Below are 12,609 nucleotides of genomic sequence, written 5' to 3'. Positions count from 1 at the left end.
GCGTTGAACTTTGTGAGGAGTATGTGCTGCGGCACCTCCCTGCGTATCTGGTTCTCCAGCTCCTTGCTCCTGAGCGTGCTTTCAGTCGCCATTATCCCGATGTGCCTTTTCTTTGTGAGCCGGGACGCCTCCTTTAGCGGCGGCCGTACGCCTATCAGGGGGACGTCTGTTATCGTCCTGCGCAGTTCGTCGAGCACCTGCACCGAAGGCGTGTTGGAGGCGACGACGATGAGCTTGGGCTTGAACCGCTTCAGGTAACCTATTGTGTTGACCATCAACTCACGCAGCTCTTGGTGAGACTTGCCGCCGTAGGGAAAATGGGCCCTGTCGGCAAAGTAGAGCAGGTCCTCGTAAGGCACCTCGCGCTTTAGCTCGCGGATTATGGAAAGCGAGCCGATGCCCGAGTCAAAGACCGCTACGGGGTTGTTTGTCAACGTTGTCATGCTGTGAACGAGGTATAAATTTCAGCCTACGCGCCTTTTGCGATGTTCATTATGCCACCGGCCAGGCTTTCAAGCGCGTAGGGCCTCCGGACGTTGACTATTAGAAGCAACGCGTCCTTTCTGGCCTGCTGCAGGTCGAACAGCAACACATCAAATTCGTCATAGCGCGTCACGTTGAAATGTACGTTGCCAGAGCTCTGATGTGCCTTGGCAATAGACATCATGATAAGGCGCTGGAGCGCAATGCCTTCCATCTCTTTTTGCCCCGGCATCTTTACTCCCGGCCCTGCCTTCCACTGGACTATCGAGCCGTCGTTTACGAGGACGGCCGAGATAATGTTTTCGTGGAGCCCGCTTATACTGCTGCAAAGATCTTGTCCCAAGCACCGTCCCTGACCTCCCGGTGCAAGATAAGATTTTTCCCAAATTGCTCTCAAGCCTGAAGAAGCCATGTCTTTGGATATGGGCAGTTCACCGCCGGCAAGAATCGTATTGGCGTTTAAATATTAGGCTGGCCTAACTAATGGTGCCTAATTTCCAGGAAGTCTGGCGTTGGCATCTACCAGCAAGTCTCAAATCACCGCCTGCCCGGGAACGCCGGGCAGGGCCTAACCCACCTTTTTCGTTAAAACAATCAACCATAACTTTTCCCAAGAAACATCTTCCAATACGATTTTTATATGATGCCCTTCGGGTATTCTAGCCTAGAATAACTTGCCTGTCGCCGTATCCTTCTCAAAACTGAACATTGCGATAATGATCAGTATAGCTATATCCGTCGCGATGGTATCACTATTTTCATTCACAAATGCAGAAAGGATTTCAGGCAAGATATCCGAGCTTGCCAACCAGGAGATAAGGACGGCCGCAAAGGTGTCCGCATACGATCTTGCAAACTCGCTTACCAACAAATTCGAGACGATATCTTCCAACCTTATCATCCTTTCAAAGGCGCCTACCGTGCAGTCTGGAAATCAGGTGCAGGGGCTTCTAGATACTGCGCAACTCTCGACCATGGACATGACGGAGGGATACTACTGGCTTGACGGAAACGGCAGGATGGTAACGTACAGCGAGGCAGACACCGGCAAGTTCCCTGAGTACAGGGGGAGCGACCTGAGCTTTAGGGATTACTTTCAGGTGCCTGCCCGGGACCACGTCGCTTTTGCCAGCACGCTGGCTCTATCTGTAGACAATGTTTCTAGGATGTATATCTCGCAGCCCATACTTGATTCGCAGGGAGACTTTCGCGGAGTCGTCGTAGCTGCCATCAGGACAAGCAATCTTGCAACCTTGCTCGATGACGAAATTTCAAAAGAGATCGTTAGCACTGTCACGGTGATTGACAAGGTCGGGACAATAGCAAAAGGGCGATTGCCGGAATTGACAGGCCAGAGTGCCCTTAGCCCAGAGATCCAGTCACAGGTTTACGGAAATGACATCTCTGCGGCAGAGAAAGAAAGGGTTTCCAGATTCTTGAAAAAGTCAATAGAGGGATACGCACCGGGCTCCGAGGAGTTCTCTGTCTTTGGCAAGACGAGCTTGGTGGCCTACTCGCCAGTGAGCGTAGTCGGAAAGCATTACTTTACCCTGTACGTGACTGCCCCCTACAACCTTGAATCGCGCGTCGGGGCACTGCTGGAAGAACAGCAGCAGTCGACCATCTATATGATAATGGCCATGGGCGCCGTGTCGGCGTTTATAGTATTGATGATTTTGAGCTGGAACAACAGGCTGAAAGACCTGGTCAGCGAAAAGACTCTTCAACTCAAAAACACCAACAAGTCGCTTGCCGATTCAAACCAGTTGCTCACGCAGGCAAACCAGCAGCTGGCGGCCTCTAACAGGGACCTGGCTGACGCAAACCAGAAGCTTGCAGGCAAGGAAAAGGCGCAGAGGGAATTTGTGAATATCGCCGCGCACGAGCTGCGGACGCCCATCACGCCGATAGTAGTGCTTACTGAGATGGTCAAGCCGGAAAACGGCGACGAAAAAGTAACGATTTCGCTCGAGCAGTTTGATATCATAAAGCGCAACGCCAAGAGGCTCCAAAAGCTGTCGGCAGACCTTTTGGAAGTGGCGAGGATTGATAACCAGACCCTTGCCCTGAACAGGGAGGTATTTTCCCTCAACAATAATCTCGCGGATATCATCGCCGACACCAGGGGTTTCACGATGGAAGAAAGGCGGGTCGAGATAGAGCTTGTACCCGGGGCGGATCAACTGGTAGTCGATGCCGACAAGTCACGGCTGTACGAGGTGCTATCCAATTTAATCAAAAACGCGGTCAGGTTCAGCGAAGGCGGCAAGATAACCGTCAGCCTGAAAAGGGAGGGCGGCCATGCCGTCATAAGCGTCAGGGATGGGGGCAAAGGCATAGACCCTGCAATCGCCCCGCTGCTGTTCCAAAAGTTCGCATCGTTTTCTGACGCAGGCGGGACAGGCCTTGGGCTGTTCATATCAAAAAACATCATAGAGGCACACGGGGGCACTATACGGGCGGAAAACAATAAAGACGGCAGGGGCGCGACGTTTTCGTTTACCCTGCCGCTGCACCAGATCCAGATGCAGAAATGATGCCTACAGCTCGTTCTTGCTTGCTCTGTCTGCAAGCGAGCCGGGCTTGACCTCTTCTATCTTCATAAACTCTACGCCGTCCACGGGCGCGTAGCTTGCCATCACGTCGAACTTGTTCGGCCTCGTGAGGTCGTGCCAGCCAAACTTGATGTACGTCTGCCCGCCGTACGTCTCTTTGAATTTCTTTACGCTTGAAAGGCTCGAAAAAGACCTGTAGAGGACATAGTTTATCCTGTCCTCGCCCATTTCGAGCGGGTAGGCGATAAACTCGTACTTTGCCGCGTGCTCTACAAAGACGGCGTGAAACGCCGCCATGCCCTCCATGACCCTGGCCCACCCCTTCTCCGCGTTGTGGCGCGAGTCAAATATCGGGGCAATGACGTGCTGCCTTTCATCCCCAAAGTAGCCCATGCCCAGAAACTCGGAGAACCGCACGATGGGCGCCCTTTTCTGCAACGCTGTTAAAAGCCCGCCTACCGTATTACTACCTTTCCTTGAACCATACATAGACCGGTATCAGCGGATGGCTGCCCAGTTCCTGCTCGCTCTTGCGGTTATAGCCGACCATCACCATCCTGCCGGCAAGCGCCGGCCTGACGTCGGCAATGAGCTCTGCTTCCCTCAGCGGGCCGTACAGGCCGAAAAAATAATCCTGCTTGTAGTGCGCGACGTGCTGCGCAAAGCAGTCCGACAGTATCGCCGGGTCGCCTGCGAGCTTGGCCTGCTTGTTCTCGACTGCAAGCTGCAGTTCCCTGTTGAGGTACTTGCTCCTGATGTATTCAGAGTCGAGCTTGCCGGCAGAGCTGTTGGCATAGCCGTCGATGTCGATGGCCATCTGGCCCGCGGTGCGCTGCGCAAGGCCTGCCGCTTCACCCACCTCCTCGGGCTTTACCCCTGCCGCCCTGCCGTACAGGTACATCAGGCAGACGGTCTCGTCGCGACCTATGAAGGGAAAGCCGGCCTTGCCTGACATGAAATCTGCCATGCGCCCTGCAATGTCGTCGGGCAGGACCATGGCCATGTGCGAGTCGGCAACTATCAATTTTTGATAGAAAATCCCTGCCGCGCTTATATGCCTGCTGAATGGCGCACCCTAGCAGCATTAAAGTAGCCGTTTGCGCCCTCTCGTGCTATGTCCGCTATAGACAGCACGAAAAAGGTCTACATCATTGTCCACGGCCAGCGCAACATGCTAGAGCCGGTGAAGGAGAAGCTTGCGGGGGCCGGTTTCAAAAAGGAAAACATGGAGATGGCAAGCCTCGAGAAGGCAGGCAGCGCAGGCGAATACTGCGCGATGCTGTGGCCGCCTACGGCACCAACTGATATAGCAGTAAGCCAGGTTACCGGGCCGGCCGAAGGCGGGCAGGGCAGGGGCATGGGTGCCTGGGGCAACGTCGCCATGCAACAAGTGTTAAAGATACCACTAAAGCCGCGCTATACTTTTTTCTAGAAAAGCGCGCCGCCGGGCGCGTCTCAACAACTTGGCGCGATAGCTAACCTACTGGTTTACCGGATTATACACCCGAAATTAAAAGCGAATATCAGCATGCCTTTCCATGACTGGCTTCGACAAGAACTGGAGCAACCAGAGCAGAGCCACGGGCAGCGACAAGTTAAGGGAGTCCCTGAGACCGCAGGGAGCGCTGAAACCGAGGATAGAGACCGCAGTCAACAAACTGCAGTTACAGACATCAAAATTAGACACAATGATCGCCAAGCTGAACGAGAGGGACGCATCGCTGTTCAGGCGCGTCGTTGACGCCATGCAGAAACACGACGCAGACACGGCAAAGGTGCTCTCAAACGAGTTAGCAGAGGTCCGCAAGATCTCAAAGACGCTCTCTCAGGCCAAGATGGCCCTTGAGCAGGTGTCTATGAGGCTGGGGACCATCCACGACCTCGGAGACGCGATGGTGGCACTGGGCCCGGCAATGACTTCGATAAAGGGATTAAAGTCATCGCTAGGACGATTTGTCCCTGGCGCGGATGCCGAGATCGGCAACATGCAGAACCTGCTGAGCGGCATAATGATGGACTCGCTCCAGGGCGGAGGCATGGGCGTAGAGGTGAACACCGGCTATGGAGGCGACATCGACCAGATAATGATGGAAGCGTCCGCAGTCGCAGAGCAGAAGGTGAACGACAGGTTCCCCTTCATCCCGGCGCCGGGCTACCGCGTGTCGGAGGGCAACCAGCAACAATAGGTGATCATGATGGCATCGAGAACAGGCATAGTAGGAATATTTGCAGCAATCGGGTTTGCGATAGGCTTCCTTGCGTTCCTCGCGTCGCCAGTGGTCGGGCAGGCACTCGCTGAATGGATACCCAGCTTGATGGTGGACCCAAGCATCGTATTTGCTTCCATCACGGGCATCGTGGGCGCAGCAGTCAGCACGATTACGGTGACCGCGTGGGCAAGAAGGGCCTAAACCCCTCCTCTTTTTCTTTTTACTCTATTTCTGTCGTAAAAAATACTTTTGCGTTTTTACTTTTCCGCCTTTCTGTATCCGTGCGTAAAGCCCGCGTCATAGACCTTGGAGTATTCGTATTTCTTGGGCGCAATCACGTCGCCCACGATGATGAGCGCGGTCTTGATTATCTTTTCCTTCCTCGTCTTTTCGGCAATGTCCGCAAGGGTGCCCTTGATTATCTTTTCATCTTCCCAAGTCGCCCGGTAGACGACGGCAGCCGGCGTCTGATCTGTATATACACCGCCTTTCAATAGTTCCTTTACGACGTCGCTTATCAGGTGCACGCTGAGGTAAAAGGCCATCGTGGCGCCGTGCTTTGCCAGTTCCGCTATCGACTCCCTCTCTGGCACGGGCGTCCGCAGCTCTGCTCTCGTTATTATGAGGCTTTGGGTTATGCCCGGCAGCGTCAATTCCAGCTTCAGGTCGGCTGCCGCGCCAAGGATGGCAGTCACGCCGGGCACCACCTTGCAGGTGATGCCGTCCGCTTCCAGCTTGTCAATCTGCTCGCGGATGGTGCTAAAGAGCGCGGGGTCGCCATCGTGGAACCGGACGGCAAGCTTGCCCTCAAGGGCCGAGTCACGCAGCACCTGGTAGATCTTTTCCCTGTCGATTACCGCGGCATCGTAAAGCACCGCGTCCTTTCTCGCGTATTCAAGGTTCTTGGGGTTGAAAAGCGAGCCGGAGTAGATGATGACATCTGCCTGCTCGACCAGCCTTTTTGCCTTTAGCGTTATCAGCTCCGGGTCGCCAGGGCCCGATCCTACGAAATACACCGTCTTATTGTCTTGCATTCTTTTTCGCCACCATTATCGAAAAGTACTTTTCCGTCGGCCCCTTCCTGCCGCGCTGGTCGACAAGTCTCGTTACTTCCAGTATCTCGCCTTCCGGCGCCGACACGTCCTGTGCTATCGCAATCATTGCGTCGTCGGGAAAGCCTGCCTCGCCCAGCATGTCAATCACGTTGTCAAAATACCTCCCGTCCTTGAGAAATATTACCGTGTCGCACGCAGCCGCCGTCCTTTTTACGCGGTCCATGTCATAGCACGCCGGCACTATTGCCACCGTCTCTTCGCCTTCTGCAAGCGATATCTTGGCCTTGTTTGCTATTGCAAACACAGACGCCACGCCCGGCACAACGTCCACCTCGATGTCAGGATGGCTCTTTTTCAGCTCGCGATGAATGTAAATCCACGTGCTATAGAGCGCCGGGTCGCCGACCGTGAGGTAGACCACTTTTTTGCCGGACCTCACCGCGTCTGCTATCTCGCCGGCGTTGCGCACCCAGTAGTCCTTGAGCGATTCCCTGTCCTTTACCATCGGAAAGACGAGGCTCACGGTTTTCGTGGACTTGTCAACGTACTGGTCGACGACGGAAAGCGCGATGCTGGGCTTGCCCTCCCTCGCCGTCGGCGCAAATATCACCTCGGCGCTTTTTATCAGGTTGACCGCCTTTACGGTCAAGAGCTCGGGGTCTCCCGGCCCGCACCCGACGCAGTATAGCTTCATGAGGTTGCGGCAAGTTTACGGCAATAAATCCCTATGGGAAGAGCTGCTCGCCCGTATACCGGTCGATAATCTTTATCGCTTTCGTCGGGCACATCTGCGCCGCGGCGTGGATGGTCTCATAGTCGGCGCCTACCTCGGACTGCACCCACGCCTTTGGGTTCACCCTCTTGTTCTTTTCCACCACAAACACCTTTGGCGCAAGCGTCTCGCAGCTGCCAAACGCCATGCACAGCGACGGCTCGACTATGATGTGGAACCTGCTCTTTGGAGTCTCTATCTGGGTCGGGCCGTGGTAGTGGTCGGCAGCGCCGGTCTCCTTCCTCCCCTTCAGCTTCTCCGCGCGGGTCTCCTGGTGGGGATGATCGCGAACATGAAAGTGATCGGGGGCCTGCTCCGGCTCTGCCTTGTGCTCGACGTTGCCCTCGTCGTACTGGGCACGCCTGTGGCCATCTGACAATACTTCATACGCCGCATTTATCTTTTTGATCATGTCCTCGCCGCGCGCGCCGTTGCCGTTCCTGTCGGGGTGGTGTTTTCTGGCCATGCGCCTGTAGGCTTTTTTGATCTCTAGCTGCGTAGCCCTCTCGGAAACTCCCAGGATGGCATAGTAGCCCTTGCTGTCTGCCAAAATAACTGCATGTCAGGTACGGGCAAGTACTATTATGTCTTGTTCCGAATCATTATAAGGGCTCACCTTGCCACGAAAAGCATGGAACGGGGATTTGACGATTTTACAAAGGCCGGATTTGCGCGCCTTTTGAAGCATTTCGAGGATAACACAGACGACGTCGTTAAATTGACGCGCGCCTTTGCCCTTGCAAACAAGGCGCACAAGGGCCAGCGCGGCGACGAGATCCCGGTCAACCATGCGATAAGGGTGGCGCTCGTGGTGGCAGAAGAGCTGCAGATACACGACGCTGACCTTACATCAGCCGCGCTCTTGCACGACGCGCTGGGCACGCTGCCGGAAGAAGACGTCCAGTCAGAATGCGGCGACAAGGTCGCGTCCCTGGCCCGCTCTACTGCAAAAAAACAGGAAGAGACAAACCGCTATTTCGCCCGGCTTGCCAAAGAGCCCCGGGAGGCAAAGCTGATAAAAATCGCGGAAAGCCTCGACATGGCAAGGTCCATGAAGAATTTTGCCTACCGCGACAAGGCGCTCAGGTTCAAAGAGGAGGCGCAAAAGTACGTCGTGCCGCTGGCAGAGGGCACCGACGAGCGGCTCGCCTTCAAGCTATCTGTGGCGCTGTACGAAATCAAGTAGTGCATATGTGTGCGTTTCCAGTATTTCCAGTGCATACAAAAATGCGAGTAGCCTTAAAAGAATTATCGAGGGGGACTATGATAAATTAGAATACGACAGTGCCGTAGCTTGTTCCCAATGTTTATTGGGTCATAATCGCTTCCCTGAATCGATTGCAACCATTGCTCCAATCAAAACGAAATAACCGATGGCAGTGATGATACTATATAACGGATTTATTATGCTAATTGCCCAAAGAAGTCCGACAAAAAATAGAAGCGTTGCGATACTATTGAGGAAATACGACATCTTTAAAACTTTGATCACAAGTTCAAACTTTTGCGGATTCCTAACCGCCAATGTTGCAGTGATAGTAAAGCCAAAAATCCAAAAAAATAGCACAGATGAAAGAAGCAGCATCACTATGCCGACAACCTTCTCGGGAGCTTCTGGCAAGTTTGCGAGTCCTGTTGCAATGAATGCAACTGTTGCCAACGCTATGCTTGCCAAAGTTGTAGAAGCCGTTACTAATGATCTAATAAAATGCCCTAAATCCGGCAGAGTCTCCGGCGTCCACGACTCCTTACTCAAGAGGTCCGCAGATAACTGATACACCAAGGACCTTTTGTCGAAAAGAAGTAAGCGCAAGGAAACGAAAATAGCCACTGTAATTATGGTGTTTGTGTACAAATTCCATTGAGCCAGCAATTCCAGGGTGGTCATGTTCTATCCTGAGTCCTCATGCAATAGTCGTCCAGCACACAAGTAACTTGAAAAGTTTTTCCTATATCATGTCATGACACTCGACAGCCGAATTGAACGATATATCGGAAGACAACAGGTAATTGGATGAGGCCAATAGTATTATGTGGTATTAAATTGCCTCGGGCCTGACTGCCTCCCGTTATGCAATAAAATTGAAAAATGGTCATTCAACGATGCATCGGCCGTCGGGCCCCTGCCTGTGCTTGCCCCTGTGAGCATGGCAGCCAACGAGCCAGTGCTCGGTGCAGCCGCATATCGGGCACCGCCTTATTTTCTTGTCCACGCCTGGATTGTACAAAAGCGGCTTATAATATGTGCATCATGCCGCCGGAAACGACAGTCACAAACTCGACGCCTGCAAGCTCCTTGGTCCTTGCCAGCACCGCGTCCATCCAGAGGCTGTCGATCCCTTGGCTCCACACCGTCACTTTCTTGTACTGCCGCTCCTTGCCGTGGAAAAACCCGACGCAGTCTTCTATCGTCGCGTTGGGGTATTTCTGGCTCACGTCTTCAACCACTGCCCTCGCCTCTGAGGGCACGTAGATTATTGTAAGCGTTGGAAAAGGCATCGGCCCGGCCGGCAAAGGTTCCTCGGACATCAAGAGCACGTCCAACGGCGCTTATATGTTGATTTCGAAAACTGAACGTCGCTAACAAAATACTGCAAGTCAAGCAAAAGGCATGGAGAGACATAAACAACACTCTCTGTAACTGGCTTTGCATGCCTGTCAAACGGCAAGGATAGCTGGATAAGATGCCAAATGCGCAAAATTAGCTCCACCTCTCTTTTTTTATTTTCCATCTCGCTCGCATTAAACGCATCGCCATAATTCGACGCTGCATCCCTTTCAACGGCTAATTCTGATTCGAAAAAGTTAATTTCTGCACGCGCTTTTCATTGCGCCATATGTCCAACAAGATCAAGTGCTCCCACATACTCGTGCAAAAGCAGAGCGAGGCCCTCGCGCTCGTAGAGAGGATAAAGAAAGGCGAGAGCTTTGCCAAGCTGGCGCAGGAATTGTCGATAGACAAGGGCTCCGGCAAGCGCGGCGGTGACTTGGGCTATTTCACGCGCGGCATGATGGTCAAGCCCTTTGAGGAAGCCGCGTTCAAGCTGGAAAAGGGTCAGATGTCAGAGCCGGTCAAGACAGAATTTGGCTACCACATCATCAAGAGGGTCGACTGATGGACGCCTACCTCGAAGAGGAGCTCTACGACCTGCTGACTGCCTGCATAAAGGACCCGGGCGCCGCCGGCAAGGAGCGCGTCGTCGGCATCGGGAGGGAGCTGCATGCCGACGGGGGAGCGGACGCGATGGAAAACATGTTCTTTTCGATAGAGCACAGGATAAAAGAAGAGATCGGCGCTGACGCCCGGCCGTACCGGGCGTGGTGGAACGGCATAGACGGCGCCTGGCAGTACTAGTGCCTGCTCTTGTACAGGACAAACACCGCTATCGCGCCCATCATGCCCCCGAGCACCATCAGCACCTGGAACTGGAACCCGAATTCCGGTCCGCCAGAGAATTTCGAGCTCACAAGCGCATACTCGGCGCCCTCGCTTTCCTGCACCTTGGAGTAGCCGGCAATAATTATGTGGCCGGACGGCGGCGGGGTGCTTGCGTGCAGTTTCACCTGCGTGCCGGCGACGGTCGCCTCCTCGTCTTTTTCAGCTGGCAGGTACGTCCCTTCGCGGAAACTGCTCTCGCCTATCGAGTGTATCGACACGGTGCCGCCCTCGCCAGGGATAAAGACGTCGTATTGCTCCAGCTGCTTGCCTGTCACGTCAAACAGGTAGTGCCACTGCTTCATCGGCAGGCCGAACCTGCTGAAATCCAGGATGGGGTCTTGCATTATGTAAAGCGCGGCAAGCTCGTCGGCAACCTCGGGCATGAGGACATGCAGCGGGCCGGCGGGACTGTTGACGTCAATCGCGCCATGTTGCGTGTCTGCCACGACGGGCCCTTCCACCTTAAAGTTCCTCCAGTCAAGGTCCAGTATCGCAGGCTCCTTCCCCTTTTCCGCCTGCAGCACATAGCCTGTGACGTTGCCCTTGACGTCCACGTTATAGGACAAAAGCGCCCTGTCGGCAAACCCTTTTACCGTCGCCACATAGGTCACAGTCGCGTTCTGGATAGTGACTGGGCTCTTTCTTTCGCTCCTTATTATCTCGTTTATCCTGTCGACTATTGCCTGCGCGTCTTTGCCGCTTGCCACGAATTCCACCCTTTTGGTTTCGCCGTCCAGGATCTTGCCAATCGCGCTCTGCGCAGCGTAGCGGATCTCTATGTTGCGAAAGGCCGTCAGCTGGATCTGCGACCTGTCGGCGTCCGGCAGCATCAGTGCGTCCAGCTGGTTTGCGTGCGCCTGCGACCCAAGGCCGCCGAAAAGCACGGCCGCAATTATCGCAGACAGCGCGAGTTGTTTCACGGCATTGTGTTGGCGCGCCACAGCCTTATCGCTTGCCTTTTGCCCCTTTTTGCCGCCGCCTCATGCCGCTGTTCACCTGCGGGACATGTTTTGGGGGCTCTCTTTTGGGGAGTGACTAGACGTCTGCGTACATCGAGAACTCGTGCGGGTGCGGCCTGACCGCGACCTCCACGTGCTCTTTTTCCTCGTGCTCGATTATCTTTTCAATGGTCTCGCCGTCCAGTATGGGTTTCAGGAACGCGCTGTCTCTTTCAAGGGCCTCGTACGCCTCCCTGAGCGACGCCGGCAACTGCGTTATGCCGAGGTCCTTCCTCCTCTTTGGCGTCATCTTGAAAATGTCCTCCTTGACAGGATCGCCAATCTCGCGCTTTTTCTTGATGCCGTCGAGGCCTGCCGCCATGACAGCGCAGAACGCAAGGTACGGGTTGCACGACGGGTCCGGCGCCCTGAACTCTATCCTCTTCATGGAGGCAAACTTTTCGCCCTTGAAATGCGCCGGGATGCGGATGATGGCAGACCTGTTGCCTGTGCTCCATGCGACGTAAACGGGCGCCTCGTAGCCGGGCACGAGCCGGCGGTACGAGTTTGTGGTTGGCGCGACGATGGCCGCAAGGGCCTGCGCGTGCTCCATGATGCCTCCGCCAAAGTAGCGGGCCGTCTGCGACATTTCCGCATAGTCGTCGTCAGAGTCGTAGAACAGGTTCTTGCCCCTGTTCCACAGGCTGACGTTGACGTGCATGCCCGAGCCGTTGTCAAGCGCAATCGGCTTTGGCATCATCGTCGCTATCATGTTGTTCTTTTTCGCAATGTTCTTGACAATGTACTTGTAGCTCTGGACGCTGTCTGCCGCGTTCACCAGCGTGTCATACCTGATGTCTATCTCGCACTGCCCCGCGGTCGCCACTTCGTGGTGGTGCGCGTCAGTCACTATGCCAAAGTTGTTTGACAGCACGTCGACGCACTGGTTGCGGTACTCCATGAGCGTGTCGCCCGGAGCGCTTGGCAGGTACGCCTCCTTTAGCCTGAGGGTATAGCCCACGCCGTCAGCAGACCACGGCGCCTCCTTTGAGCTTATGCTGTAGCTCTGGCCCCGGTACGGAGTCATCGTGTCTACTTCTAATTTATCAAAAACAAAGAACTCGACTTCCGGCCCCCAATATGATGTATCATAGCCC

At 54.5% G+C, this 12,609-nt stretch carries 18 protein-coding genes; 7 read left to right on the top strand and 11 right to left on the bottom strand.

Going from position 1 to position 12,609, the window contains the following annotated elements:
• Together ACREAY_RS05820 and ACREAY_RS05815 are read right to left on the bottom strand one after the other, a co-directional pair.
• Nucleotides 1-434 (bottom strand): glutamate racemase (locus ACREAY_RS05820; RefSeq protein WP_431754821.1); only part of this gene is annotated, 434 nt, incomplete at its 3' end.
• A 35-nt stretch (nt 435-469) separates the two neighbouring features.
• Nucleotides 470-826 carry a hypothetical protein gene (locus ACREAY_RS05815; protein ID WP_431754820.1) on the bottom strand — a complete coding sequence of 119 codons (357 nt, stop codon included), beginning with the start codon at nt 824-826 and terminating at the stop codon, nt 470-472.
• A gap of 331 nt (nt 827-1,157) precedes the next feature.
• Between ACREAY_RS05815 and ACREAY_RS05810 the strand changes: the two genes are divergently transcribed.
• Nucleotides 1,158-3,020 carry a sensor histidine kinase gene (locus ACREAY_RS05810; RefSeq protein WP_431754819.1) on the top strand — a complete coding sequence of 621 codons (1,863 nt, stop codon included), beginning with the start codon at nt 1,158-1,160 and terminating at the stop codon, nt 3,018-3,020.
• Nucleotides 3,021-3,023: 3 nt separating this feature from the next.
• Here ACREAY_RS05810 and ACREAY_RS05805 read toward each other — a convergent pair whose 3' ends face one another.
• Together ACREAY_RS05805 and ACREAY_RS05800 are read right to left on the bottom strand one after the other, a co-directional pair.
• Complete coding sequence (locus tag ACREAY_RS05805) at nt 3,024-3,476, bottom strand: hypothetical protein (protein WP_431754818.1); 453 nt, start codon at nt 3,474-3,476, stop codon at nt 3,024-3,026.
• A 28-nt stretch (nt 3,477-3,504) separates the two neighbouring features.
• Complete coding sequence (locus ACREAY_RS05800; protein ID WP_431754817.1) at nt 3,505-4,062, bottom strand: hypothetical protein; 558 nt, start codon at nt 4,060-4,062, stop codon at nt 3,505-3,507.
• 90 nt (nt 4,063-4,152) lie between these two features.
• On the opposite strand from ACREAY_RS05800, the gene ACREAY_RS05795 reads away from it, so the two are divergent.
• From ACREAY_RS05795 to ACREAY_RS05785, 3 genes are all read left to right on the top strand, one after another.
• A complete protein-coding gene (locus ACREAY_RS05795) occupies nt 4,153-4,470 on the top strand; it encodes a hypothetical protein (protein WP_431754816.1) in 318 nt (105 codons plus the stop codon).
• A gap of 106 nt (nt 4,471-4,576) precedes the next feature.
• Nucleotides 4,577-5,224: a Snf7 family protein gene (locus tag ACREAY_RS05790; RefSeq protein ID WP_431754815.1), complete on the top strand. Its 648-nt coding sequence runs from the start codon at nt 4,577-4,579 to the stop codon at nt 5,222-5,224.
• A 9-nt stretch (nt 5,225-5,233) separates the two neighbouring features.
• Nucleotides 5,234-5,449 carry a hypothetical protein gene (locus tag ACREAY_RS05785; protein WP_431754814.1) on the top strand — a complete coding sequence of 72 codons (216 nt, stop codon included), beginning with the start codon at nt 5,234-5,236 and terminating at the stop codon, nt 5,447-5,449.
• 56 nt (nt 5,450-5,505) lie between these two features.
• Here the strand turns inward: ACREAY_RS05785 and cobM are convergent, their stop codons facing one another.
• From cobM to ACREAY_RS05770, 3 genes are read right to left on the bottom strand one after another with little or no spacing between them, the layout of a single operon-like run.
• A complete protein-coding gene (cobM, locus tag ACREAY_RS05780; protein ID WP_431754813.1) occupies nt 5,506-6,282 on the bottom strand; it encodes a precorrin-4 C(11)-methyltransferase in 777 nt (258 codons plus the stop codon).
• Nucleotides 6,269-6,997: a precorrin-2 C(20)-methyltransferase gene (gene cobI, locus ACREAY_RS05775; RefSeq protein ID WP_431754812.1), complete on the bottom strand. Its 729-nt coding sequence runs from the start codon at nt 6,995-6,997 to the stop codon at nt 6,269-6,271. The genes cobM and cobI overlap by 14 nt, the downstream gene beginning before the upstream one ends.
• A 31-nt stretch (nt 6,998-7,028) precedes the next feature.
• On the bottom strand, nt 7,029-7,625 hold the full coding sequence (locus ACREAY_RS05770) for a DnaJ domain-containing protein (RefSeq protein ID WP_431754811.1): 597 nt from the start codon (nt 7,623-7,625) through the stop codon (nt 7,029-7,031).
• A gap of 81 nt (nt 7,626-7,706) precedes the next feature.
• Here ACREAY_RS05770 and ACREAY_RS05765 point away from each other — a divergent pair, with 81 nt between their 5' ends.
• Nucleotides 7,707-8,261 (top strand): HD domain-containing protein, encoded by a 555-nt coding sequence (locus ACREAY_RS05765; protein ID WP_431754810.1) that lies wholly within the window; start codon nt 7,707-7,709, stop codon nt 8,259-8,261.
• Nucleotides 8,262-8,390: 129 nt separating this feature from the next.
• On the opposite strand, the gene ACREAY_RS05760 is transcribed toward ACREAY_RS05765, so the two are convergent.
• Together ACREAY_RS05760 and ACREAY_RS05755 are read right to left on the bottom strand one after the other, a co-directional pair.
• Nucleotides 8,391-8,963, bottom strand: a complete 573-nt coding sequence (locus ACREAY_RS05760) for a hypothetical protein (RefSeq protein WP_431754809.1) — start codon at nt 8,961-8,963, stop codon at nt 8,391-8,393.
• A 347-nt stretch (nt 8,964-9,310) separates the two neighbouring features.
• Nucleotides 9,311-9,604, bottom strand: coding sequence for a hypothetical protein (locus ACREAY_RS05755; protein ID WP_431754808.1), 294 nt, complete (start codon nt 9,602-9,604; stop codon nt 9,311-9,313).
• Between the two features lie 308 nt (nt 9,605-9,912).
• Here ACREAY_RS05755 and ACREAY_RS05750 point away from each other — a divergent pair, with 308 nt between their 5' ends.
• Together ACREAY_RS05750 and ACREAY_RS05745 are read left to right on the top strand one after the other, a co-directional pair.
• On the top strand, nt 9,913-10,191 hold the full coding sequence (locus ACREAY_RS05750) for a peptidylprolyl isomerase (RefSeq protein ID WP_431754807.1): 279 nt from the start codon (nt 9,913-9,915) through the stop codon (nt 10,189-10,191).
• Nucleotides 10,191-10,430, top strand: a complete 240-nt coding sequence (locus tag ACREAY_RS05745; protein WP_431754806.1) for a hypothetical protein — start codon at nt 10,191-10,193, stop codon at nt 10,428-10,430. Before ACREAY_RS05750 ends, ACREAY_RS05745 begins: the two co-directional genes overlap by 1 nt.
• Here the strand turns inward: ACREAY_RS05745 and ACREAY_RS05740 are convergent.
• On the bottom strand, nt 10,427-11,434 hold the full coding sequence (locus ACREAY_RS05740) for a hypothetical protein (protein WP_431754805.1): 1,008 nt from the start codon (nt 11,432-11,434) through the stop codon (nt 10,427-10,429). The two genes, ACREAY_RS05745 and ACREAY_RS05740, sit on opposite strands and share 4 nt — an antisense overlap.
• A 115-nt stretch (nt 11,435-11,549) precedes the next feature.
• On the bottom strand, nt 11,550-12,609 hold a 1,060-nt coding region (gene glnA / locus ACREAY_RS05735), incomplete at its 5' end, for a type I glutamate--ammonia ligase (protein WP_431754804.1).

Origin of the sequence: Nitrososphaera sp. (assembly GCF_050748925.1) — an archaeon.
Lineage (GTDB): Archaea > Thermoproteota > Nitrososphaeria > Nitrososphaerales > Nitrososphaeraceae > Nitrososphaera.
Note: the sequence above shows the minus strand (reverse complement) of the source record. Positions and strands in the feature narration are given on the sequence as shown.